Genomic DNA, 25,186 nt, shown 5'->3' with positions numbered 1-25,186 from the left:
TGGGAGAAATTTTTTGGAAATAAAGTATAAGTATAGTTGTGATAGAAAGAAACTAACTATTGGGGTGTTTCTATGTTAAAAAAATCGTTAGGACCTATATTTCATTATTCATTGTGACCGTTTAAATATGCGAACATTAAACGGGTCAAAAATCATTGATATCAGACACAAATGCATCTACTGCTTGTCGGATATTTAAAGCAAAGACCTCAGCAAGCTTTGACATTGGTTTGTGAGCAGGTGTCAGTATTGCGTGATCATAAGCTATAGCTGGAGCAAAGGGGCGAAATACAACGTTCCCTTGATTTCCTTTATATAGTTTGTAACTAGCTGCACTGATGGGGTCACAGATACAAGCACATAGCTGTTGTTCGACAAACTCAAAACCAGAGATGTAGTTCTGTAGCTCAAATCTAGGTCGATAAGTGACGTTATGTTCTTCAAATAACAGTCTTGTGTGTTCACTTGCTGAATGACGGGTAAACAGCGCTGCTAGTGGAACATTATCTAAGTCTTTTGGAGTAATGAGCGGTTTACTCGCTAAAGGGTGATCCTTGTGTAATGCACACACTCCCTCAAGCTGTATAGGTTCTACATGAAATGAATCTCTGTCCTTAGGCAGCTCTGAATAACCTATATCGTACTGCTGAGATGCAATCCAGTCTTGAACAATAGTAGAACTTCGCATCATCATGGATACTTCTACTTCAGGTCTGTCCTTTACATATTCGGCAATAACGTGCGGCATAAAAAATAATGCTGCAGCAGGCATACAAGCAATACGTAACTTCCCTCTAGTGAGGTTTTTCACTTCTGCCATTAACTGCGTTGAACGCGTTAAACGCTCTAAAATCGCATCAGTTTCTTCTAGCAAAAAATATGCTTCAGGGTTGGGGATTAAACGCCCCTTTTGTCGTTCAAAAAGTGTCAACCCTAGCTCCTTCTCAAGACCTACGATCATAGAGCTCACTGCAGGTTGAGTTCGGCATAAAGTTTTTGCAGCCACAGTCACCGATCCCGAACGCATTACAGCACGGAACGTTTCTAATTGTTTTATCGAAAGATTGCTCATGACACCCTATAAGTAAAATTTATGACTTTAGAGTAATTTTAAATTTGTTTTTATTGATTGTCACCAATAAAATAACCAAATAATTACAAATACAACAATAAGGAAACATACAGTGGAGCAAAAATTTCGATACTTGCTCACGGCCTTAATTGCATCAGTAGCTCTAATGCAATTTGTTCAGGTCGTGACACGATATATTTTTGAGGTCCCAATTATGGGACTCGAAGAATCAATGGTCATTCCTACAATCTGGCTATATATGCTTGGGGCAGTTAATGCTTCAAGAGAAGACTCTCAGATACGAGCAAATGTCTTAGAAATTTTCATCAAAAGTGAACGCGGGCACACAATTTTGGCACTAGTAGGCGAAATTATAAGTTTTATTATTTCGAGCTGGCTTACTTACTGGGCATGGGATTATGTCAAGTACGCTTGGCGCGTATGGAAAGAAAGCCCCACTCTCTATATACCTACTTTTTATCATGAATGTTCCGTATTCATCGGACTTCTTCTGATCACACTTTTTATTGCCATACATATCGTAAAGCTGGTTAACCAACTTAGAACTCCATCGTCTTTCGTAAATAAGGTGAAACAATGATTGAAGTCGCTCTATTAGCCGTCTCAGTTTTAGTCATACTACTGACTCTCGGCGTTCCCCTTCCATTTTGTTTCGGCGGTGCACTGATGGTCATGAGTTTTGCCGGTGACATGTCGATGAAAGGCAACATGATGTGGGGCGCTGGGCAATTAATGAACCCCGTTTTGTTGGCTATTCCCCTATTTGTATTGGCAGGAACCATAATGAGTAGAAGTGGAATCGCTGCTAGTCTATTAGGTTTTGTGAACGTATTTGTCGGTCATATACGCGGTGGTCTAGGTATCGTAGCTTCTGTTAGTTGCGCGATTATCGGTGCCATTTCTGGAAGCGGATTAACTGGTATTGCGGCTATCGGGCCACTTCTTATCCCCGAGATGGAAAAACGAGGCTACCCGCGAGCTTATGCGACAGCACTCATTGCTAACTCGTCAATATTAGGTCTACTCATTCCGCCAAGCGTGACAATGATTGTTTATGGTTGGGTTACTGACACATCAATTCTGGCTTGTTTCCTCGCGACACTTGGTCCTGGATTGTTGGTTACGTTCAACTTTGCCGCAATCAATATGTTTATGGCTCGTAAGTTCCCACTTGTTTTAGATGACAAGCTGAGCTTACCAGAGATGTTTAAGAAAGCTTCTAGCCAAACATTTAACGCGGTGCCTGCTTTATTGATGCCAGTAATTATCCTTGGTGGTATTTATGGCGGCATTATGACTCCAACAGAAGCTGCGGCAGTTGCTGTTATCTATGCTGTTCCAGTCGGCTTTATGATCTATAAAGGATTGAGTTGGAAGACATTATTAGAATCCGGCAAAGAGTCTGCAACAGCGGTTGGATCTATCATGTTTATGATTTTATTCAGTCTAATTCTTAGCCAAATGTTTGTTGTAGAAGGAATCCCCCAACAATTAGTTGAAGCTATCTTCAATATTACTGCTGACAAATTTTTATTACTAATTTTTATTAATCTGTTGTTGTTTGTCGTTGGTATGGTCGTGAACGATTTGACTGCAATCATTCTTATAGCGCCTTTGCTTTTGCCACTAATGACGGCAATTGGCATCAGCCCAATTCAATTTGCTGCAATCATGGGAGTCAATACCGCGATGGGCGGAGTGACCCCACCATATGCGTCAATCCTATACCTTGGTGCTCGCATTGGTAACGTAAAATTCTCTGAAGTTGTTGGGCCGGCAATGCTACTCATTTTATTTGGGTATCTACCTGTCGTAATTCTTACGTCTTTTTGGTCAGAATTATCTCTGTACCTCCCTACTATGTTTGGTTATTAAAAGGAAATTAACAATGTTAAAAACAAGTAAGTTAAAACCATTAAAAACAATAAAAAATGTCACTATGTTGGCATCACTTATGGCCGCCGCCCTAAGTACTTTCCCTGCACATGCTACAACGCTAAAAATCAGTCATGTACGCCCACAAGGTACCGTAGTTGATAATGACATCAAGCAGTTAAGCAACGATCTAAAAGCCTCGACAGATGGCGACCTTAAACTAAGAGTCTATGCTGCTAACGCTTTAGGTGATTACACGTTAGTACAGGAACGAATTTCAATTGGTGCAATTGATATGGCATTGCAACCAGCCTCCACATCTACCGACCGTAGAATGCAAATTGGTTTATTACCTTTCTTAGCAAACGATTGGCAAGAAGCTCAAAATATCTACGGTTCAAATGCACCAGTACGCGAAGCAATGGAAGAGCTATTTGCTAAACAAGATATAACATTGCTCGCAGCCTACCCTGTTTACTTTGGAGGAATTTCGTTAAACCGTAATGCAGTTGGTGCTGGTGATCCCGATATAACCAAAGGTATTAAGCTTCGTGTACCACCGATCAAGAGTTTCCAGTTATTAGCAGATAACGTCGGCTATATTGGTTCACCCCTACCTTTTTCAGAAGCTTTTACGGCAGTACAAACTGGTGTAGTTGATGGTGTTATTGGTTCTGGAGCTGAAGGCTATTACGCTTCATTCCGTGATGTAACAAAAACCTATATTCCTCTCAATACCCACTTCGAAATCTGGTACCTGATGATCAATTCTGAGCGCTTAGAAGATCTCGATGAAGCAGAGAGAGCAGCTCTCAAAACAGCCGCAGCTCAATTTGAAAACCGTCGTTGGGGCGCTGCACAACTAGACCAGAAAGCCAATGAACAAAAACTGGTAGAAGCTGGTGCAACAATCATAGAAATGACTCCAAGTCAGTTGAGCAAAACAGCTAACAAAGTACGCGCTACAGTATGGCCTCAAATTATTGACGATATCGGTTCTGATTGGAGCCAGCCAATCTTAGACAAAGCGCTTAATTAAGAAACACCAACCAAAGGGGGCACCCCTGCCCCCTCAACGAAAGCATAAGAGAATGTTATGAAACCGGAATATATTGTTGTCGGTGGCGGAATTGTGGGTTGCGCACTAGCTTATGGCCTTCTTAAAGCGGGTCATCAGGTAACAGTACTGGATGGCGGCGACCTCGATCATCGTGCATCTCGTGGCAATTTTGGCTTGGTTTGGTTGTCGAGTAAAGGGCTCGACGCACCTCACTATGCAGCATGGACTCGCCGATCTGTAAAGTTATGGAAAGAGCTCGCAGAAGAATTAGAAAACGTTACCGGACATAGGCTTAACCTAGTGCAAGAAGGGGGATACGATTTCCACTTCTGTGAAGAAGAATTAATGGCTAAAGCTAAGCAGTATGAGCACCTACGTAAGCAATTGAATAGCGACCATCCATATGAAATTTGGGATCGCAAACGCCTAATACAGGAGGAGCCCGAAATTGGCCCTGACGTCGTCGGTGCAATTTACGGAGCAGAAGATGGTCATGTCAATCCATTGAAGTTACTCAATGCGTATACTGCAGCGATCCGAAAGCTCGGTGCTAATTTAATTACTGGAACTAATGTGTCTGATATTAACCAAGATAAGTCGGGAACGTTTCAAGTCACATTAGAAGATGGGAGGATTTATTCTAGCGACAAAGTTGTTTTGTCTGCAGGTTTAGGAGCAGCTCAATTAGGCCCAAAACTCAACTTCAAAGCATTAGTCTCTCCTCAAAAAGGACAAGTTTTAATCACTGAAAAGCTCCCCAAAAAGATGAAGCGCCCCTCCGGTATTATTCGCCAGGTAGATGAAGGTGGTATCCAGATAGGAGACTCTAAGGAAAATGCTGGATTTGACAACAATGACACCATCGAAACTACAGCTGCTATAGCTGAGCGAGCGATTGCTGTTTATCCATTTTTAGAGCACACCAGGCTAATTCGAAGTTGGGGTGCGACTCGGATCGTTTCACCTGATGGCCTACCAATATATCAACAATCAAAAACACATCCAGGAGCTTACCTAGTGAGTTGCCACAGCGGTATTACACTAGCCGCAGTCCATAGTTATTTGTTACCGCATTGGCTTGAGCAATCTACTAACGCACCAGATTTGGAGGTATTCAGTGAAGACAGATTCTAGATTCCAACGACTTGCCTCGGATAAAGAGAAAGCATCAATTCAGTTTGAATGGGAAGGTCAATATTACATGGCGAATGACGGAGATACCATAGCTGCAGCATTGCTAGCAGCAACGGTAGATCATACTCGTACAACGCCTCAATCCGGCTCACCAAGAGCACCGTTTTGTATGATGGGTAGTTGCTTTGAGTGCCGCGTTGAAGTCGATGGAGAACCTAACGTTCAAGCTTGCATGAATTTGATTAAAGACGGCATGAAAATTCGCCGACAAACAATGTAATAGGAGGTTTCATGCTAGAACAATCAAACATGAATTTTGATGTGTGTGTGATCGGAGCTGGGCCTGCAGGAATGGCTGCGGCAGTTCAATGCGCTATTGCGGGAGCAAATGTCATGGTTATCGACGAGCAAGCTCAACCAGGAGGCCAAATTTATAGAGCCATACAAGAATCAGGTCACCCACACGGACATATCTTCGGGCCAGATTATTTAAGAGGTGCCGAACTCGTTAAAACTTTTAACCAAGCTAACATCTCTTATTTCTCTGGCGCTACGTTATGGCGAATTGATTCGGACAACGCGGTTTATTGGAGTCGCGATGGGAAAGCTCAAAAAGCGACCGCGAAAAAAATCATCATAGCAACGGGGGCAATTGAGAGACCATTCCCATTCTCAGGTTGGACACTACCAGGGGTGATGACAGCTGGGGCTTGCCAAATCATGATGAAAACATCAGGCATTGTCCCTAAAGATGCAATCTTGGTTGGAACAGGTCCCCTTCTCTACCTACTCGCCGTACAGATGAGCGATGCCGGCGCTACACCGAAGGCCATTGTCGATACTCAGCAAAGCGCAAGTTACTTTAAAGCAGCCGGATATTGGTTGAATGCATGGCAAGGACGCAATTACATAGCCAAAGGCTTAACGCTCCTTTCCAAGATTCATAAGCTTGGGATCAAGCGCTATACATCTTCTACTCACATTGGAGCACTAGGTAGCCAACGTTTAGAAGGCTTAACCTTTCAAAACTCAGGAAGAACCGTCGATCTTAAAGGTGAAACTGTCTTAGCACATATTGGAGTGATTCCTAACGTCCAACTCACTCGCGCTATGGGGTTGGAACATGTTTGGGATTCATTACAAGTTTGCTGGAAGCCTAAGTTAGACAGTAACAACATGAGTTCACGTTACGGTGTCTTTGTTGCTGGCGACAGCGGGGGCATTGGAGGAGCAATCGTTGCAGAATTACAAGGTGAGCTCGTCGCACAAAAAACTCTGCAAGATCTTGAGCTTAACGGTAATCTCATAACTAAAAATAACGATAACCCCATAAAAGCAATAATAAACAAAGAGCTATCAGTACGACCGTTTCTTGATGCGCTGTATACCCCACCTAAGCAAGCCCTCACCCCCAGCGACCAAACGATCGTTTGTCGGTGTGAAGAAGTAACAGCAAAACAAATCCGCGATCACGTAGATCAGGGAGCCTGTGGGATTAATCAAATAAAAACGTTCACTCGCTGTGGCATGGGCCCGTGTCAAGGACGCTATTGCGGATCAACGGTGGCCCATATTATTAGTGACAAAGTCGGCATTTCAATGGAAAAAGTAGGCTACTACCGACTACGCAACCCTATTAAACCATTGAAACTTGGAGAGCTAGCAAGTCTCACCCCCGCAAAGAGTTCATTTATTAAAAAATATAAAAAAGGAAATATTAAATATGAGCAAGATACAGAGACTGCATACTAATCAACGTATGAGCAAAATTGTGACCCATAACGACACAATATATTTATGTGGTCAGGTCGGAGTCCGTGGTACAAGCGTTACAGAGCAAACTAGAGAAGCGCTTACAAGAGTAGAAAGCCTTCTTGTTGAAGCGGGAAGTGATTGTCAGCATGTTTTACAGGTCACAGTATGGCTAGCTGATATGAGCGATTTCAATGAAATGAATACAGTATGGGATGAATGGTTTGATGAAGGGTTCGCACCTGCGCGTGCTTGTGGTGAAGCGAAGCTCGCTAGCCCTGAACTCAAGGTCGAGCTACTTGTGATTGCAGCACGAAAAACCAATATTTAAAATTTGTAGCGATTATCCACCGGTGAAGTCCATGTGTTAACGGTCTAGTTATTGAACTAGACCGTTAACAGAACCATAAATTACATTTTGAAATATATAAGGGCTTGTCTAAAACTCTCCCATTAAGCGTTTGTACTCCACGTCATCTTCATACATCTTGTGGAATACTTTATATTTCGCGTCATAGAACCGCTTAATCTTTTCAGTTTGGGGCATTACGCTCTTACTGATGCGACTCATGGCATTCATAGCGTCTGGGATATCACTGTAGAAGTCAGCGGCGACAGAGCCGAGCATTGCAGAGCCCAACAATACGGCTTCGCTTTCTTCAGGCAACAAAATCATACAGCCAGTGGCGTTAGCATGTTCCTGTAAGAAGACACTATTCTTAGTACCACCGCCGCAAGCCATAATGGTATCAATCTCGTATCCAGCTTCGTTCATCACTTCAATGATATGACGTGTACCTAAAGCAATACCTTGTAACGTTGCAAGATATTGCATCGCCATATCATCAATGGTTTTCGACATTTTAAGGCCAGTAATAGTGCCAGTTAAATGAGGATTAGCACGTGGAGAACGGTTGCCATGGAAGTAAGGCAACACATGGATATCTTTCGTCAAAAAAGCTATATCTTCTTTGCTACCAGCAAGTTCTAACAAACGGTTATTAAGCAATTGATAGATGGTTTGACCCAATTTATCAGCCTGCTCTTTAGCTCTGTCATAGATTGGATGTGAAGTAATAATGTGGTCAATCAAAGCACCAGTTGCTGATTGCCCACCCTCATTAAGCCAGTACCCAGGTATCATTGCACCGTAGTATGCCCCCCAAACTCCATCGATAAAACGTGCCGTTTTTGATGCAGCCATATGGCAAGAAGAGGTTCCACCAATCAAAGCCAAACGTTTATTGAAATCCGCTTTTTCACCCGTCATCCCCGCAGCACCTAATACTCCTATACCACCAGCATGTGCATCGATGATTGAGGTACCAACGGCTGTTCCGGCCACCAGGCCGAGATCATCCGCCGCATGAACCGTTAGTCCATCCCCGACAGGCTGACCCATTGGTAAAATACGATCGCCAATTGATTGCGCGTTATCTTCAAGTAAGTCTTCTAAACCTATCAGTTCAAAGAAACTCTTATCCCACTTACTTTCGTGACCAAGGTAAGTCCATTTACATACAGTTGAACAAAGCGATCGACTAGCATCAAAGGTAGCTTTCCAAGTCAGAAAATCTGGTAAGTCAAAGAAATAGCCTGCTTTAGACCATGTATTGGGCATATTTTGTTTTAGCCATAATAGCTTTGGTGTTTGCATTTCTGGCGAAATACGGTTGCCAACGTATGCCAACACTGGGTGTTCAGTAGTGTTGATACGATCTGCTTGTGTGATAGCACGGTGATCCATCCACATCACAATATTCTGTTCACTACGACCAGTTGGGCTAACTGTTAAAGGTTCTCCTTTGTTGTCCAATACAACAAGCGAGCATGTAGCATCAAAACCAATGCCTTTTACTTGAATAGGATCGATGTTCGCTTGTGAAACGGCGTCTTTTACTGCCAAACACACACACTGCCAAATATTTTCTGAAGATTGCTCAACGAAGTCTGCTTGCGGCTTAAACATTTGGGTATCGCGTTTCGCTTCACCGACTTTACGCCCATGAGCATCGAATACGCCAGCTCTTGCACTACCACTGCCTACGTCAACACCGATAAAATAAATACTCATATCCTTCCCCGTTAAGCCTTATTTTTTTGTAAGAAGATAAATAGGATCAAGATGCCGCCCCACAGCGCCATAGTGAGATAGCTGCTCACTCCCAGTAAATTAAGACCGCTTTCTAACGTTTGCAGTACAATCAATGCTAAGCCAATACCAATAATGCGTCCAAAACCACCATCTGGATTGATGCCACCGAGCACTGAGGCCAAAATCGCAATTAATAGATAAGACTCTCCATAACCAGCTTTAGCTGAGTTGAATTTTGCCATCATTACAATTGCGGCCGCCCAACATAGAATTGAAGAGAGCGCATATACATACAGTGTGGCTTTTTGAGTATTGATGCCTGAGAATCGTGTGGCTTTCTCGTTAGAACCCATCAAGTAAATCGTGCGGCCAAGACTTGTATGCTCAAGTAAAGCCCACAAACCAATCGCAAAACCGACAAACAAGATAAGTGGCATAGGGATGCCCATTAACGAGCCATTACCTAAAACCAACAGTGCTTCAGGGAATCCTGAGATTACGCTGCCACCTGAGATAAGGACATTAAGGCCATTGATCAACGTCATCATGCCCAAAGTAGCAAGAATTGGAGAGACTCCAACGTAAGCGATTAATGCTCCGTTAAGAAGGCCAATTACTACTGCTGTAATCAGACCACCCGCCAGTGCTAATACCAACATTGCAAAGCTATCTGGTGCTTGGGTTATGATGCTCGCCATAACTAAGCCACATGCATTAGTAGTAGCGATGATTGATAGGTTAATACCACCAGTCAACATACATACTGCCATTGCCAATGCGAGTAAACCTAATAGCGGCATTTGCGATGACATCGATTGTAAGTTGCCGATTGAGAAAAATGCTTGACCGCTGGTAAAGCCCATCACCGCCAAAATACCAACTAAAATAACCAACAAGTAACGAATGTTCTTATCCGTTGGCAGCTTTAAACTATTTAGAACCTGTTCCATTATGCCCCCTGCGCTGCTTGTTTTTTCTCATTAATCGCGGTCATGCTGATACTGCAAACAATAATCAAACCCGTCACAACGGTGTGCCAGTAAGAAGGCACGCTCAATAGTGTTAAACCGTTTTTCACCACCGCTAACAAAATCACACCTAAAATCACACCGAATAAGGTTCCTTTGCCTCCCGTCATACTCGTTCCACCAAGTACTACAGCCGCAAGCACAGTAAGCTCAAAACCCATTAAAGAGTTTGGCGCCACCGATTGAGTAATTTGTGTTTGAACTACTGACGCAATACCCGCTAGCGCTCCCATGTAACCATACACAAACAAATTGATGCCAAAGAGGTTTATACCGATACGGCTCGCGGCATCAGCATTACCACCCACAGCGTATATTTGACGGCCTAAACGTGTTTTCGACATTAAAAACGACGTTAGCGCAATCATGGCAATTAAAGTCAGAATTGGCAGTGACAAGCCATAGTCATAACCATCGCTTCCAGTGAAGCTAAATAACTCAACACCGTCCATAAACCAATCAGGGAAACCATATAGCCACTCGCCATTACTAAAATAAATCAGTAGGCCGAAGAACAGGTTCAACGTGGAAATGGTTATGATAATCGCCGGTACTTTGAGCTTATAAACCAATGCTGCGTTAATCATACCCAATAACACACCAACCAATGCGGCAATACCAAAGGCAATCATAAAGTTACCGCCAATACTTAGAATGTATGTGGCCGCAACATATTGGGCAATTGCTGCCGTGGCGGGAAATGAAATATCAATCCCACCAGCAATAAGTACTACAAATAGACCACAAGCCATAATGCCAAGTAACGCCGAGCTTACTGACATATCGAAGATATTACCTAACGTAAGAAAATCTTCTGATGCCGCGGTCAGTACCGCTACAATCAATACGATCATAACGGAGAGATAGAATTCGTGACGTTTGCTAAACGAAGCCAATTGGCGCTTAAATTTATTATGCATTGACGGCCTCCATGATTTGTTGCTCTGAGCAATTAGTCGGTTGGAAGTCATGGGTAAAACGTCCTTCTTTCATCACAATCACTCGGTGACTGTTGTAAAATACTTCAGGGATTTCATCACTCACCATGATGATCGCCATACCACTTGCAGCAAGGTCTTTGGCAATGTTGTAGATGGCTTCTTTGTTAGCAACATCAACACCGACGGTCGGTGAGTCAAGGATCAGAACTTCTGGCTCTGCTGCGATCCACTTGGCAATCGAAATGCGCTGCGCGTTACCACCAGAAAGGCTAGTAACAGGCAATTTTGGATCTGCGACTTTGATTGATAGTGATGAGATAAGCTTTGCCACTAGCTTGTTGGCTTTAAGATGGTCCAGTACACCCGATGGCTTTTGTAGACGCTTTAGCACCGAAGCAGTAATGTTGTCTTGAATCGACTGGTCCATGACTAACCCAGTTGACATGCGGTCTTCTGATACATAACCAATCCCTTGTGCGATCGCATCACGATTGGAGCTAAACGACGTCGGTTGACCGTTAATTAGGATCTCGCCGCTGTCAGGCTTATTCATTCCAAATAATGCCATGCAAAGCTCGGTACGACCCGCTCCAAGTAATCCAGTAATGGAGACGATTTCACCAGCACGAACCGACAGCGATACATCGTGATATTGACCTTGTTTAGTCAGTTTTTTTACTTCTAGCTTCACATCACCTTGTTGTTGGTATGGCGCTAAAGGCGAAAATTCAAAACGTTGACCTGTCATTAAAAATGCCAACTCGTCGCTATCCACTTCATCGGCTTGATAGGTACCAATGGTACGGCCATCACGGATAACGGTAATGCGATCAGAGATCTCCATCACTTCGTCGAGTTTGTGGCTAACAAAAACAACGGTAACACCTTTCGATTTGAGATCCGCAACAACTTCGATCAGGTGATTGACCTCAGTACGAGTTAACGATGCGGTTGGCTCGTCCATGATCATTAGCTTGGCGTCAGACGCCATAGCTCGACAAATTGCAACCAATTGACACTCTGCAATCGAAAGTTGCTCTACACGCTTATCCAATGCTAGCTTCACGCCGACTTTCGCCATTACTTTAATCGCAATCTCTTCGATACGTTTTTGCTGAACTAATCCCTTTGTCCACTCAACATGATCTTGAATAGCTATGTTTTCTGCGACGGTAAGGTTAGGGAAAAGCGACAAGTCTTGATAAATAACTTGAATGCCATGTTCAATTGATTGTTGCGGATTTAAGCGTGGATATTTTTTACCTTCAAGTAGAATTTCAGCACCTTTTTCCGGCGCATGGACACCCGAAATCACTTTGAACAATGTGCTTTTACCACAGCCATTCTTTCCAGCTAAACAGTGTACTTCGCCTTGGTTGAAGGTTAGGTTAATACCATCCAAGGCTTTCACAGAGCCAAAATGTTTTGACACCTTCTTGAGGGTAATGAAAGGAGTACCAGACATATGAATTTCCATAAATCATGGGGTAGAATTGCACTACCCCGAAGTTATTACTTGTTATCAGTAAAACATTAACGAACTTGTCAAAGTTAACGCTTAGAAACCAAGTTGACGTGCGTTTGTTTTATCGACTTCAAGGATCTTATTAAATTTCACTACACGTTTTTCAGTATCGATTTCAGCATCACCCAAACCTTTAACGTTTACGCCATCTGTTACTGCTTTGCCATCAAGCATTTGTTTTGCAACAGCAACCATCGCATAACCAGCATCGGCAGGGTTCCACAAGTATCCTTTATCAATCTCGCCGCGCATCAAGTAAGGTGCAGCTTGGCTTGGCATTAAGATGCCTACAACACTGATCTTATCTTTAGCTCGTTTCTTCTTAATCGCTTCCCCAGCACCAATGCCACCTAGAGAACCATAAGAAACAATACCTGCCATATCAGGGTGAGCCTTCATCAAGTCGTTGGTCGCTGCGTATGATTGATCGATACTTTCAGCAACAGGCATGCGGCTGGTCACTTCATACATTTCTGGGTAAGTTTGCTTTTGGTAATCTATTGCTAAATTTGCCCAGTTGTTATGTAACGGCACAGTAAGTGAACCTACGTAAACAGCGTATCCACCTTTCTCACCCATGTTTTTTGCAAGCTCATCCATGGTCACTTTTGCATAGGATTGGTTATCAATAGTTTCGATATCCCAATCAGCTCCGTGCCCGTCCGGAGATTCGTGAGTTAAAACGATAATGCCCTTCTCACGTGCCTTCTTGAATACCGGCTCAAGAACCGTTACATCATTTGGCACAACAGTAATTGCATCGACACCTTTAGCAATCAAGTCTTCAATAATTTTTACTTGTTGTGCTGGATCTGGTGTAGAAGGACCAAGTTGGCGTGCGTTAACACCAAAGTCAGTTGCTGCTTGTTCAATACCTTTGTTCATTTGGTTAAACCAAGGAATACCAGATACTTTAACGACGTTTACAATTTCATAGTCTTTAGCGTGTGCACCTGCAGCAGCAAGAGCAATAGTTAGTGCAGCAGCTTTTAGTAATACCTTTTTCATGTCCATCAATCCTTTTTTATTATGTGTAGGGTTCAATAAAATTGACGAATACATGTTATCTCACAGTTCAATACAAAAATTACCACGCACAACCAAACCGTGACACAGACACAGTAACGTTAATTTTGACGATCGATAATATTAATAAATAGTTAAAATCAAGCGTCGAGGTATTTAAAGAACGAAAAAATACGAAATAAGAAACAATTTCATAACAAAAACACAACGAAATATCTTCATATTTTGGCATGGAGAATGTCAGATAGAGGGTCAGATTTCAGCGGCGAATATTAATGAGTGTTTTATTGGTAAAAACCAGACAATGGTCACTACGTATGAGGCGGAGATTCAATATATCTTGTATGGAGAGATAACTATTGCGGGAACCGTGTTATTGAGAATTGATAAATACACTTAAGGGGTGTAATTAAATAACGAATGCAACTACTCCTACTTTCTCTACTAGCTTCAGTGCTTCTGCTTTAAATTAAGGGGAACGTTTAATTGTAGTTTTCTTGGTTGTCATTGTTCACCTCTTTCGCGATTGTACTCACTTAACTCGATGTCCAAAAAGTGCTGGGGCGGATCACTGTTTAAAGCGACTTTTAGTTGAGCTTTATTCACTTTAAACTTGCCAAGAAATTGTTGATTACTCATTACAGCTCAAGGTATTCCACTAGAGCTTCTGGTAATTTCATCGATTCCTGTATCCAGAGCTGTATGTAATGAAGCTAACCCAACTCAATGCTTTTAAAGCCATTGTTGAATGTCAAACCGTCACTGCCGCGGCAGAGCGCTTATCGCTTAGTCAATCCGCCGTCAGTCGACTATTAGCCAATTTAGAACAAAGAATTGGCTTTCAACTTTTTACTCGTAAACGAAATCGCTTGGAGCTTAGTAATGAGGGAGAAGCCTTCTATATTGAAGTATCCAAAGTCTTTGATGCTGTATCAAGTCTCGATCACGCTGCGCATTCAATTCGCTCGCGCCATTTCGGGACACTAAATATTGCTGCGATGCCTCTTCTCTCAAACGCCTTTTTGCCAAGAATCTTGGCGGTCTTTTTAAAGCAAGCGCCTAAAGTCAAAGTCGGGTTTAAAACATATCGTTCCGAAGAGGTGATTCAGCGGGTTCAAAGTCAAACAACAGACATTGGCTTTGCGTTTATTGATGATCACCTCGCGGGTGTAAAAGCACAAAAAGTAGAATGCGAATGCGTTTGTCTTATCCCCTCCGATTCGCCACTGGCCAAACGCTCGGTCATAGACATCTACGATATTGCGGGTCAAGTGCTCATCCGCCACGAAAAGGATATTACTCAGAGAAGAGTCGATGCATTGTTACGTCGCTATGACCTATCAACGATTGAGCAAATCGAAGTCTCACTGGCAAGCACCGCTGCAACCTTAGTTCGAGAAGGTGTCGGGATCGCGATCACTGATCCATTTACCGCTTACATGGAAAGCGAGCACCCAAAGGTCGTAATGAAACCACTTGTATTCGGCCTGCCGTTTGAATTTGATATCCTCTACCCTTCGTTAAAGCCCATTCACCGAAATGCGGAACAGTTCATTGAGCAATTCATGTTACAAGCTGACGCGATGAATATTCAGCTCAAAATTGGGCCAATGCGAAACCTCAGTGAATATGATTCTGAGTAAGTTCACAATTACAGAGATGCCAGACTACTTTGGTGAAATCAATTTATACTAATAAAGTCAATACCTTGAGATAACACCAGCCTCTCATCATTCCTTTTTTGCATACTAGTCTCCAGCTTAGTCATTGGCGACGAATATGCCTTCTTCCTTAAGCTCTCAACCAGAAAAACAAAAATCAATAAGGAAGAAATTATGAAAACGCGCGTCTCTGTGATTGGCTCCGGTAATGCTGGATTAACAGCGGCCTATCACTTTACCCTACAAGGTGCTGATGTCTGCCTCTATGGCTCGCCAGGTTTTGACCATCCTCTGGCAGACATAGAACAACGAGGAGGGATCTGTGCACTTGAAAGCTTTAATGACGTTGAACTGACTTACAGTGGCTTTCAGGCGTGTGACAAAATCAGCCGCGATTTGGCAGAGACAGTCTCATATGCCGACTTACTCGTCTTACCGGTCCCATCATTTGCGCAAGAGCCACTCTTTACTCAAATGCTGCCTCATTTACGTGATGGCCAAATCATCATGCTTATGCCAGGGAATTATGGCTCATTAGCGCTAAATCAAATTAAAAATGAACAAGGGTTTGCCCATTTAGATATCACTTTTGTTGACGCAATTTCGATTCCCTGGGCAACTCGAATTGTTGGGCCTGCAGAGATCGCTATTTTAGGTATGAAAGAGCACCTTCCTGTCGCCGCTTATCCTGCAGATCGCACGGAAGAGGCTATTGCAGCCTTACAAGCTGTGATGCCTTTACCTCTAACAAGGCTTCGTAATGTCATTGAAGCCGGATTAGAAAACATCAACTTTGGCGGACATCCATTACTAACAACACTCAATATTGGCTTACTAGAAAACTTCGATGGCCAATTCAATTACTACAAAGATTGCTGCTCAGTTTCAACAGCAAAAGCGGCAGCAGTAATGGAGTCAGAGCGTCAATCCATAGGCAAAGCGCTAGGATTACAACTGTTGCCTGAGCTTCAAGCAATGAATGCCCTTTACGGTATGAAATGTGAAAGTGTTTATGAGGTTAACCGCACTTCAGAAACCCACGGCAAGCTGAACAGCGCACCCAACTCAGCCAGCAACCGATACATCACGGAAGATGCCGCTTACCTTCTCGTCCCTTGTTACGAGCTCGGTAAACTGGTCGGTATTGACACACCTATGGTGACATCTTGTCTGCACATCGACAATGCGTATAACGAGACCAATTATTTCGAATCTGGAAGAACATTAAAAAAAATGGGACTTGGCGATATGTCCGCTCAACAAATCATGGAATTCGTTAGCTAACGTGAAGGAACAGCTTTTGGGCTAAATCCGACCAATGGGGCTTCGGCCCCATAAGAAATAAAAGGACATCGTAATGACAAAATTTAAATTCCCTTCTGCCTACACAATTTTGATGATACTGACCGTACTAATGGCCATTTTAACTTGGGTTATACCGGCCGGTCAGTACCAGATGGAAACCAATGAAACACTAGGCCGTATGGTGCCAATGGTTGGTACGTATCAAACCGTTGATTCAAACCCTCAAGGTATCGTCGATATTTTAATGGCACCAATTCAAGGCTTCTATGACCCAGGTAGTTACGTGGCGCGTGCAGTGGACGTCGCCCTATTTGTATTGGTTATCGGTGGATTTTTGGCTGTAGTAACCCAAACCGGCGCGATTGATGCAGGCATCGCCGGAACCATGAAACGCCTATCAGGTCGCGAGAAATGGATGATCCCTATTCTAATGGGGTTGTTTGCGCTGGGTGGTACCGTTTACGGCATGGCGGAAGAAACTATTCCTTTTTACGCACTGCTGATACCTGTAATGATCGCAGCAGGTTACGACAGTATCGTTGGTGTTGCTATTATCATGGTTGGTGCTGGTATTGGTTGTTTAGGCTCTACTATTAACCCTTTTGCGACTGTCATTGCCTCTAACGCAGCTGAAATCAATTTTATGGAGGGCTTTGCTCTGCGCGCCGTGATCCTTGTTCTTGGTTGGATCGTTTGTGTTATCTATGTAATGCGCTATGCAGAAAAAGTGAAAAACAACCCAGAGCTTTCAATCGTCGCTCACCAGAAAGAGTCAAACTTAGAATATTTCCTACACAGTAAAAAGCAAGAAACACCAGAGCTAAACAACACACGTAAAGCGGTACTGGCTATCTTCGGTTTAACTTTCGCCATTATGATGTGGGGCGTATCCGCGGCAGGATGGTGGATGGCTGAACTCTCCGCTCTATTTCTTGGCTCAAGCATTCTTGTTGGCTTCGTTGGCCGGATGTCAGAAGTTGAAATTACCGACAGTTTTGTAAACGGAGCGCGCGATCTTCTGGGAGTAGCCCTGATCATCGCTATTGCTCGTGGCCTTGTGGTCGTCATGGATAACGGCAACATAACCCACACCATTTTGCATTACGCGGAAGGCTTATTAGGCGGGTTAAACGAAATCGCATTCATCAATGCTATCTACTGGGTAGAAGCCGTTATGTGTTTGGTCGTTCCCTCTTCTTCAGGGCTTGCGGTACTCTCAATGCCAGTTCTTGCCCCACTCGCGGATTTTGCTGGTGTTGGCCGTGAACTGGTTGTCACTGCCTACCAATCTGCCTCTGGTTTACCAAACCTTGTGACACCGACATCGGGCGTGGTGATGGGCGGTCTAGCCATTGGGCGAGTCGCTTACTCATCTTGGCTAAAATTCATTGGTCCATTGCTTGGCGTACTTTGTACCATGGTCATGATTCTTCTAAGTATTGGCGTTGTGATCAGCTAATCTGGCTGAAGTATACACCCAACAGCAACGTCAATTAGCTGTAGATTAAAGTTCATCTCGGGGCTGGCTATCCCCTTTAGAGGTGAACTTTGTTTATTCAGCCATTAATGAATAGTGACAAAATTGCATATTGAGTTGCTGATAGATTGATTTAACGCAGTCTTACGAAAGAGAAACGGCGTTAAGGTGCTCTGCTCCCTCCAGTAGAACTGGACACTTCACTAAGCAATTTTCCGATACCAAAAGTCATTCGAATTTTTCTAGTTTAAGTGATTAATGTAAGAATATTTTGTCCAGTTTTGAGTCACGATGCCAACGGAATTTGTGTACGATTTCATCGTGACTTATCAGCAAAGTTGTCAGAACAAGTATGAGCTAGTGCGCTTAAAATGTGTGAGCTATACGTTGCTTTTTCACTCCCATGCAACTAACCCACAACCTTAAGGCTCTTTTTACCACTCATCGACAAGCTTCCCGTTGCAGCCTCTTCAATATGATCACTCCACCACGCCATGAGAACTTTACGACGTTCAAGGTAATCAGTACGGTTGTATGCGCTTCTTACCTTATCTCTATCGACATGAGAAAGTGCAGCTTCAATAATGTCTGGATCAAAGTTCTGTTCATTTAGAGTGGTACTAGCTAATGCGCGTAAGCCATGAGACGTTTGCCTGCCCTTCATGCCCATTCTTACTAATGCCTTATTTGCTGTCTCTTTATTGATGTGATTTTTGTTACTTTTGTCAGCAGGGAAAAGGTATTCACTTTCACCCGTGATGAAATCAATTGTTTCTAATAGGTCTAAAGTTTGTTTTGTTAAAGGAACAGTGTGTACTCTTCCTTTTTTCATTCGTTCAGCAGGAATGATCCAAAGCATCTTTTCTTTATCAATTTCATCCCAACGTGCCCCGGCCGTTTCAGCAGGTCTTGTCATGGTGTGAAGTTGCCATTCTAGCAAGCAGCGAGTGATAGGTTTAATTGACGCGTAGTTGATTGTTTTGAGGAGTTCAGGAAGTTCATCAGGAGTTAACGAAGCTTGATTGGTCACCTTAGCTGTTTCAAAGGCTTTACCAATACCTGCGAGCTTGTTGTGCTCAATAACACCTGTGTTTACTGCAAAGGTCATTATCTCATTGAGATTGCGACACAAGCGCCCTACTGTTTCTAATTTACCTTGGTTCGCAATAGGTTTAATTGTTTTGATCGCTTGAGGGGCTGTAATATCGCTAAGTGGACACTTACCTAGATCCGGCAAGAGGTACTTTTCTATTCGTTGTTTTAACTTTTTAGCCGTTTGCTCTTTGACGCTTGTTCTCTTCACTTCAATCCAATCATCAAATACCGACTGTAACGTATTCGACAATTCTAACTGTTTTTCTCTAAGAGTAGTGTCACGGTGCTCTTTAGGGTCAATACCATCAGCGAGTAGCTCTCTCGCTTCAATCGCTTTGGTTCTTGCTTTGGCTAGTGAGACGTCAGGGTACTTACCTAAGGCTAGGTTCAAGCGCTTTCGTGAAATGGGATGATAGTAAGAGAAACGCCATAGTTTTGTTCCTATAGGCTTAATCTTCAATGATAATCCATCACCGTCACCTAAATTATATTCTTTCTCTTTAGGCTTTGCTTGTTTGATTTGAGTTGCCGTTAAAGGCTGTACTTTTTTCGCCATCGTAACCCCCTGAAGTAACCTCGAAATTGCTTAGATCTTAAAAGACTACTTCAGAGATTACTTTAAACGGTGGATTTTACAACACATCATGGAATCTCTTGGGACCAAGAAATGGTTAAGAGCCTGATAATGCAAGGAATTACAGGCACAAAAAAGCCCACATTAGGTGGGCTCTTTCGTAAAATGTGGTGCCCGCTACTGGACTCGAACCAGTGACACCTTGCATGTCATGCAAGTACTCTAACCAACTGAGCTAAGCGGGCGATGTTCTAATTTCTTATTACTACCATTGTGACAAACTCAATAGTTATGCAATAAAAACTAAAGAAGGAATGGTGCGTCCGAGTGAACTCGAATCACCGACCCCCGCCATGTCAAGGCGGTACTCTAACCAACTGAGCTACGGACGCATTCCCTTAGAACGCCAACGATGATATCTATGATAAACAGATGGTGCAAGTATTAACTGGCATCTTGCGATTCGTTTGCTCACTTTGCAATCAAAGACATAACAACATGTCGATTTTACACCCAGATTATCGTCAAACCGCTGAAAAACAAAGTTTAGTTAGAAAAAATTCTAATCCTTGATGACAACCAATTAACTAACCTAATGTGTTCAATTTGGGATTTTTGTTATCTATACCGTTTTTCTTGGCCTTTACAGTAACCATACAGGTATAGATCAATGCCTATATTTAGTGTCAAAAATTTTGCTTGCCCACTGGGTTACCGTAGTATTTTGATCATTATAAGTGAAAGGCACGCAGAGGCTTTGTAACTCACTGAAATACATCATTCATAAAAATCACCATGATTTTGTAATCGTCGTCATCGAATTACTAGGCCGCAATGACTAAATTCGGATTTTTCATATAAAGTGGCCGGGTTATTACCAACATACATAAATACGATAGCACTCTATAGTCGAAAAACATCAGCTACAATTAATCTCCCTCAAGAGCAACAATCTATAAGCAATTCAAAACCCAACCCCACACATCATAGCTATTTTGAATACATACAGCACAGTAATACATAATGAAATTTGCATAATGGTAAAGCGCGCCTATATTCATAACCTGTAGGAATCAATAATCTAAATTCAATGCTATACGTGAATCTATGGTTTGCGATAAATACAAGTGTGAAAAATAGGGAATAAATTATGAAAAAATCACATATCGCCATTGCAGTGGTGAGCATACTATCGACATCTGCCGTATCGGCGGCGACCATTTATGAGACAGATGAAACAGTATTCAATATCGGCGGCCGCGCAGAAGTTCGAGGGAATTTCTCTGATGCGAATAAAAGTGCTGGTAATAGTAGCACCTATAGTGATAGATCACGTGTCCGCTTAAGTGTCGATGGCACACAAAAAGCGTCGGACGATATTTCCTTTTTTGGGAAATATGAATTCGAACTAACAGAGTCTGAAGATGGCGCATCAGATGATATCGGCATTAACACTCGATTCTTATATACGGGTGTTCAAACCAATCACGGTAACGTCTATTATGGCCACCAAAATAATGCCGTTACCTACTTAACCGATTGGACGGATATGGCTGAAACCTTCAGCGGCTATATCAACGAATACACGGTGTCGACTGCTGATCGAGCAAAAAATGTTTTACGTTATGAACTGACAAGCGACAACATCACCTTTCAAATTGATGGCAATTTCAATTCAGATAGTGAATCAGCACAAAGTGACGGCTTCGGTGCAGTTGTCGCCGGCAGCACTTCGATTGGGTTAGATATTGGCGTCGGTTATGCGTCAAGTGATGAAACCTATGGCGTTGGGACAGATACAGAAACTTCTGATGCCTATATTGGTGCGGTTAAGTACACCAACGATCAGGGGGTTTGGTTCGCCGCACTCTATCAATTTGGTAGTATTTCAGGTCTAGGCGTAAAAGATTCAGACTACGATTCTGCCGATGCTTACTTGGGATACTCGTTTGGTGTCAACACCGTCAACCTGACCTACAGCTACTTTGAAGCTGACGATATTGCAGATTACGACATTAACTTTATCGGTCTAGAATACGCACGTTATATTGGCGATGTGGCCTTCTTTGGTAGTTATAAGTTTAACATGTTAGACGAGGGCGAAGGTGGGCAAGGCGATAACGACGAAGATGAGCTACAGCTCGGTATGCGTTACGCGTTTTAGTCTAAACCAATCCACTTAATATTAGTAAAGCCGAGCATAATCAATGCTCGGCTTTTTAGTTTGTATAACTTATTCGTATCTAAGCGATTGAATGGAGTCCAACCGGATGCATTACTATCGATACCAACTATTCTTCAACATCGAATACAACGTTGTAGTTTTCGGTATAGGTGCAGTTTGGCTGGCGGCTACAAGTGAAGAAGCGTCGGCCTTTGTAATCGCCTTGGCTTGCCAGTTTGATGATCATTGGGCTACCACACTTCTTACAAAATCGCACTTCTTTTGATGGCTCGATTAAATCGATGTGTGCTGCCAGTAACCTCTTCAAACGGCTCACTTGGTAGCTGTGTTTAATAGATGCACCAATCAGAGGTAAACCTGCCGATTTACACACGTGAATTAGTAGCTTTTCGCGATCGACTTTCCCTTTATTGAGCTCTTTGCCGTTATCAAGTTCGATAATAACGCGGGGCTCTAGCGTTCGCGGGTCGCAAACAACAAAGTCGAAGTAACTACGTGAGATCTTGTTGTTGGCGATAAACCAATTCTTCTTATTGTTCGTCTTAGCAGGAACAAGTACGTTCGACATGCTGACTTTAGCAAACACTTCCCCATGGTTGCCCACAGCTGATTTTAGCGCATTATAGAATGTCGCCTGTTGCGCCGACATCAACGCGCCTTTCTTCTGATAAGCGTGGTCTTTGGTGTCATCGTGTTTCACCACATACTTTTGAATAAAGTAAAAGAACACAACCAGAACAATTACAACGATAAAGATATTAGTCATTTTCCAACACAATCAAGTCTGTATAGGGATTAAGAGAGTAGCTAGCGTATGTAGAAAAGCATCACCTGGCAAGCAAAAGAGCGAGAGTTGCCAACCAGAATCACGACCTTTGAGCGCAGTGCCCAACGAGAGGTCGCTCCTTCGCTAGACACACCTCTCTTATTTTGATAATGAAATCATCAATTACACTCTAGATTGATTTAGATCAATTTACCTAGATTTGTGATCAACTAGTCTGAAAAACGTTAGGCAAATGTTAATAAGGAAATTGATATGGAACTTAAACAAGACCCAAGATGTTATACCGACGTATGTGTAGATGGTAAATGGTTCCACTATGACCACTGTGGAACCCAAGCCTACATGTTAAAGGGAGGAGCTTCGGCTGTGATTGAACTCGCTAGCGAACCAGCGACAGAAGGCGAATTGGTTGAAATGCTTCAAGGTGTCGCTAAGTAACTCATTTAGAAAATGTTGATATAGATAAACTCGACATATCGCTAAGTAAACCCCACTTCTCACTCAAATTTTGATATTAGCGATCTCAGAGTGTTCCAGAAGCCATTCTTATCTCACGAAGATCAGAATGGCTTTTTGTTTCCAGGTTAGCGATTAACTTTCAGCAATGATGACTTGATTCCTACCCGACTCTTTCGCTTGATATAGTGCATCATCCGCGGCTTTGAGGTACTTCTTGTAAGTATCTTGATTGAGTTGCTCATGAACAATACCAATCGACGCTCCTATCGATGTGGTGAGGTCTAAAGAGCCGGAGTGCGTATCAATGGGTGTTTCAGAAATAGCTAAACGGATAACGTTCAACTGTTGCTCAGGATCAATGGAACCAGACAGCAACAAAACAAACTCTTCCCCACCCCATCTTGCCACTACATCGTTTGTTGATAAGATTTTCTCTAAACGCTTAGCGACTTCCACCAGCACTTGGTCACCAATATCATGGCCATAAGTGTCATTAACTTGTTTGAAGCGGTCTAAATCTAGAATAGCGAGCGTATACCCAAACGACGACAAATGATGTGGCATCGGCTGAGTTAACCGTTGCTCTAAGTAACGCCTATTGTATAAGCCTGTCAGTTCGCATCTTGTTGATTGCTTAAGTAGTTCTTTGTTGGTCTTCTGGATCGAGCGTAACCTTATCAATAGTAACGTGGCGCTTATCATCACCATGATACCCAAAGCGACGACGATTCGATTCCGTAATTGCTGCTTATCTAATGTCAGCTCACCCAACTCTTTTTCTGCGTTAAGCAGTTCGTTTTCTTGAGCTAATGATGCCGTAGCGAAATCTTGCTCGAGTAAAAAGATATCACTCTGGCGCTTATCAAATAGCAGCGCTTTATTACCCTTGTAATAGAGCTTGAAGTAGCGAAGTGCGTTCTCGCTGTCGCCTCTTGAATCATAGTATTCAGCAAGTGTTCTTAAGCCGAGGACCTTCCAGCTGCGAGTCCGCACAACATCGAACATTGCAGACGATCGCTTTAGATCAGCAAAAACAAAATTATCTCGGTTCAAACCAATGTTCGCTAAGGCTCTATTTAGGTAACACTGCCCCAATTGAAGTGTGTATTTGTCCACGCCTGGGTATCTAAGACACAAGTTTGCGACTTGTCGTGCTGACTCAAAGTTCTTTTCCGCCAACAACACATCACTCTCTGCTTTTAATAGGATGATTTTGTATCGTTCACTCACGTTATCGCCATTTAGCTTAGCCGCACTTTGATATGCTTCTCGGCCTTTGACTAAATCACCACTGCGCAGATAAGCAAAAGACTCATTCACATGCAGCACGCCGATGGTAGACGCTTCGAGTAGTCCACTCTTGTAATAGAGCTTTTTGGCTCTTTTAATCAGCTTGAGCGCTTTAGGCCAGTCTTCCAAATAGATATAAAGCAGTGCCATATTTGACACTAACTTGCTGTTGTAGATGTGATGAGGGTACTTCTTACCAAGGTCTAAACCTTTATGGAAAAAGTATTGAGCTTCAGGAAAGTCATTGCGGATGTTATTGATGACACCAGCCGTGTTATAGGCCTTAATCAACAACTCTTCATAGTGAAGCGATTCTGCGATATCTATCGCTGCTCTGATTTGGATTTCAGATTCCGCTAGCTCACCCTTACTGATGTATTCAATCGCCAATTCAACGAGAGATTGGGCCTTTAGCCAACCCATATGTTCGTGTTGTGCGAGTGCTTTAATCTGCCTGACGTATTCGGAAACCGCTTCGGTATCCAACTTATGTTGCGCGAGGTTGGACAAAATCATCAATTCGTAAGCACGATAGATGGCTTTATCTTGGTCTGGGAACTTGGCTTGGAGAGCCTCAAGTTGTTGGGAAGCTAAATTAGGGTCACCGCGAGATACATCGAGAATATCGATCAACGCAGATCCATATTGAGAGAGTGATAACTCTTTCTCTGGACTATAAACACTCGGGTTTTCAGGGCGAATATGCTTTAAATCGTCATCATAAGTTGGATAGAGCAAATACAGCCCCAGCACAATACTCATCAGCACCACGAAAAGGAATGAACCTAACACATTGTTTCTATTCATTTATCAGGGCCATTATT

At 42.8% G+C, this 25,186-nt stretch carries 21 protein-coding genes and 2 tRNA genes; 12 read left to right on the top strand and 11 right to left on the bottom strand.

Annotated features, from left to right (window positions below; all coding sequences use genetic code 11):
* Positions 1 to 145 precede the first annotated feature (145 nt).
* The gene (locus AB4185_RS04295; RefSeq protein ID WP_065584204.1) at positions 146 to 1,072 is read right to left on the bottom strand and encodes a LysR substrate-binding domain-containing protein; all 927 of its coding nucleotides are present in this window, start codon (positions 1,070 to 1,072) and stop codon (positions 146 to 148) included.
* 112 nt (positions 1,073 to 1,184) lie between these two features.
* Between AB4185_RS04295 and AB4185_RS04290 the strand changes: the two genes are divergently transcribed.
* From AB4185_RS04290 to AB4185_RS04260, 7 genes are read left to right on the top strand one after another with little or no spacing between them, the layout of a single operon-like run.
* The gene (locus AB4185_RS04290) at positions 1,185 to 1,673 is read left to right on the top strand and encodes a TRAP transporter small permease (RefSeq protein WP_017065560.1); all 489 of its coding nucleotides are present in this window, start codon (positions 1,185 to 1,187) and stop codon (positions 1,671 to 1,673) included.
* A complete protein-coding gene (locus AB4185_RS04285) occupies positions 1,670 to 2,968 on the top strand; it encodes a TRAP transporter large permease (RefSeq protein ID WP_372134946.1) in 1,299 nt (432 codons plus the stop codon). The genes AB4185_RS04290 and AB4185_RS04285 overlap by 4 nt, the downstream gene beginning before the upstream one ends.
* 13 nt (positions 2,969 to 2,981) lie before the next feature.
* The gene (dctP, locus tag AB4185_RS04280; protein ID WP_054541262.1) at positions 2,982 to 4,007 is read left to right on the top strand and encodes a TRAP transporter substrate-binding protein DctP; all 1,026 of its coding nucleotides are present in this window, start codon (positions 2,982 to 2,984) and stop codon (positions 4,005 to 4,007) included.
* A 57-nt stretch (positions 4,008 to 4,064) separates the two neighbouring features.
* Positions 4,065 to 5,162 carry an FAD-binding oxidoreductase gene (locus AB4185_RS04275; RefSeq protein ID WP_065584205.1) on the top strand — a complete coding sequence of 366 codons (1,098 nt, stop codon included), beginning with the start codon at positions 4,065 to 4,067 and terminating at the stop codon, positions 5,160 to 5,162.
* Positions 5,146 to 5,442, top strand: a complete 297-nt coding sequence (locus tag AB4185_RS04270; RefSeq protein ID WP_372134944.1) for a (2Fe-2S)-binding protein — start codon at positions 5,146 to 5,148, stop codon at positions 5,440 to 5,442. The genes AB4185_RS04275 and AB4185_RS04270 overlap by 17 nt, the downstream gene beginning before the upstream one ends.
* An 11-nt stretch (positions 5,443 to 5,453) precedes the next feature.
* Positions 5,454 to 6,914: an NAD(P)/FAD-dependent oxidoreductase gene (locus AB4185_RS04265; protein WP_372134942.1), complete on the top strand. Its 1,461-nt coding sequence runs from the start codon at positions 5,454 to 5,456 to the stop codon at positions 6,912 to 6,914.
* Entirely contained in the window at positions 6,886 to 7,245 is a 360-nt protein-coding gene (locus AB4185_RS04260) for a RidA family protein (RefSeq protein ID WP_065584208.1), read from the top strand. Before AB4185_RS04265 ends, AB4185_RS04260 begins: the two co-directional genes overlap by 29 nt.
* Positions 7,246 to 7,353: 108 nt before the next feature.
* Here AB4185_RS04260 and AB4185_RS04255 read toward each other — a convergent pair whose 3' ends face one another.
* The 5 genes from AB4185_RS04255 to AB4185_RS04235 all read right to left on the bottom strand — a co-directional run bounded on the left by AB4185_RS04255 (position 7,354) and on the right by AB4185_RS04235 (position 13,511).
* Complete coding sequence (locus tag AB4185_RS04255; protein WP_017065553.1) at positions 7,354 to 8,988, bottom strand: FGGY-family carbohydrate kinase; 1,635 nt, start codon at positions 8,986 to 8,988, stop codon at positions 7,354 to 7,356.
* A gap of 11 nt (positions 8,989 to 8,999) precedes the next feature.
* On the bottom strand, positions 9,000 to 9,959 hold the full coding sequence (locus AB4185_RS04250; protein WP_017065552.1) for an ABC transporter permease: 960 nt from the start codon (positions 9,957 to 9,959) through the stop codon (positions 9,000 to 9,002).
* Complete coding sequence (locus AB4185_RS04245) at positions 9,959 to 10,957, bottom strand: ABC transporter permease (protein WP_017065551.1); 999 nt, start codon at positions 10,955 to 10,957, stop codon at positions 9,959 to 9,961. Before AB4185_RS04245 ends, AB4185_RS04250 begins: the two co-directional genes overlap by 1 nt.
* Positions 10,950 to 12,443, bottom strand: a complete 1,494-nt coding sequence (locus AB4185_RS04240; RefSeq protein WP_372134939.1) for a sugar ABC transporter ATP-binding protein — start codon at positions 12,441 to 12,443, stop codon at positions 10,950 to 10,952. The genes AB4185_RS04245 and AB4185_RS04240 overlap by 8 nt, the downstream gene beginning before the upstream one ends.
* Before the next feature lie 93 nt (positions 12,444 to 12,536).
* Complete coding sequence (locus AB4185_RS04235; RefSeq protein ID WP_017065549.1) at positions 12,537 to 13,511, bottom strand: autoinducer 2 ABC transporter substrate-binding protein; 975 nt, start codon at positions 13,509 to 13,511, stop codon at positions 12,537 to 12,539.
* A gap of 725 nt (positions 13,512 to 14,236) precedes the next feature.
* On the opposite strand from AB4185_RS04235, the gene AB4185_RS04230 reads away from it, so the two are divergent.
* The 3 genes from AB4185_RS04230 to AB4185_RS04220 all read left to right on the top strand — a co-directional run bounded on the left by AB4185_RS04230 (position 14,237) and on the right by AB4185_RS04220 (position 17,954).
* Complete coding sequence (locus tag AB4185_RS04230) at positions 14,237 to 15,172, top strand: LysR family transcriptional regulator (protein WP_017065546.1); 936 nt, start codon at positions 14,237 to 14,239, stop codon at positions 15,170 to 15,172.
* Positions 15,173 to 15,364: 192 nt separating this feature from the next.
* Positions 15,365 to 16,474: an NAD/NADP octopine/nopaline dehydrogenase family protein gene (locus AB4185_RS04225; RefSeq protein ID WP_372134937.1), complete on the top strand. Its 1,110-nt coding sequence runs from the start codon at positions 15,365 to 15,367 to the stop codon at positions 16,472 to 16,474.
* A gap of 73 nt (positions 16,475 to 16,547) precedes the next feature.
* Positions 16,548 to 17,954, top strand: a complete 1,407-nt coding sequence (locus AB4185_RS04220; protein ID WP_017065544.1) for a YfcC family protein — start codon at positions 16,548 to 16,550, stop codon at positions 17,952 to 17,954.
* A 427-nt stretch (positions 17,955 to 18,381) separates the two neighbouring features.
* Here the strand turns inward: AB4185_RS04220 and AB4185_RS04215 are convergent, their stop codons facing one another.
* The 3 genes from AB4185_RS04215 to AB4185_RS04205 all read right to left on the bottom strand — a co-directional run bounded on the left by AB4185_RS04215 (position 18,382) and on the right by AB4185_RS04205 (position 20,033).
* Complete coding sequence (locus tag AB4185_RS04215) at positions 18,382 to 19,623, bottom strand: integrase domain-containing protein (protein ID WP_372134935.1); 1,242 nt, start codon at positions 19,621 to 19,623, stop codon at positions 18,382 to 18,384.
* A gap of 186 nt (positions 19,624 to 19,809) precedes the next feature.
* Positions 19,810 to 19,886, bottom strand: a tRNA-Val gene (locus tag AB4185_RS04210).
* 70 nt (positions 19,887 to 19,956) lie between these two features.
* Positions 19,957 to 20,033, bottom strand: a tRNA-Val gene (locus AB4185_RS04205).
* 758 nt (positions 20,034 to 20,791) lie between these two features.
* On the opposite strand from AB4185_RS04205, the gene AB4185_RS04200 reads away from it, so the two are divergent.
* Entirely contained in the window at positions 20,792 to 21,805 is a 1,014-nt protein-coding gene (locus tag AB4185_RS04200; RefSeq protein WP_065584214.1) for a porin, read from the top strand.
* Positions 21,806 to 21,932: 127 nt separating this feature from the next.
* Here AB4185_RS04200 and AB4185_RS04195 read toward each other — a convergent pair whose 3' ends face one another.
* The gene (locus tag AB4185_RS04195; protein ID WP_017065541.1) at positions 21,933 to 22,592 is read right to left on the bottom strand and encodes a DUF2726 domain-containing protein; all 660 of its coding nucleotides are present in this window, start codon (positions 22,590 to 22,592) and stop codon (positions 21,933 to 21,935) included.
* A 273-nt stretch (positions 22,593 to 22,865) separates the two neighbouring features.
* On the opposite strand from AB4185_RS04195, the gene AB4185_RS04190 reads away from it, so the two are divergent.
* Positions 22,866 to 23,051: a hypothetical protein gene (locus AB4185_RS04190; RefSeq protein ID WP_017059179.1), complete on the top strand. Its 186-nt coding sequence runs from the start codon at positions 22,866 to 22,868 to the stop codon at positions 23,049 to 23,051.
* A gap of 153 nt (positions 23,052 to 23,204) precedes the next feature.
* On the opposite strand, the gene AB4185_RS04185 is transcribed toward AB4185_RS04190, so the two are convergent.
* Entirely contained in the window at positions 23,205 to 25,169 is a 1,965-nt protein-coding gene (locus AB4185_RS04185) for a diguanylate cyclase domain-containing protein (protein ID WP_372134933.1), read from the bottom strand.
* Between the last annotated feature and the right edge of the window lie 17 nt (positions 25,170 to 25,186).

This window comes from Vibrio sp. 10N.286.48.F5 (genome assembly GCF_041469785.1).
Lineage (GTDB): Bacteria > Pseudomonadota > Gammaproteobacteria > Enterobacterales > Vibrionaceae > Vibrio > Vibrio crassostreae_C.
The sequence above is the reverse complement of the archived record's forward strand: the minus strand, read 5'-3'. Positions and strand labels throughout refer to the sequence as shown.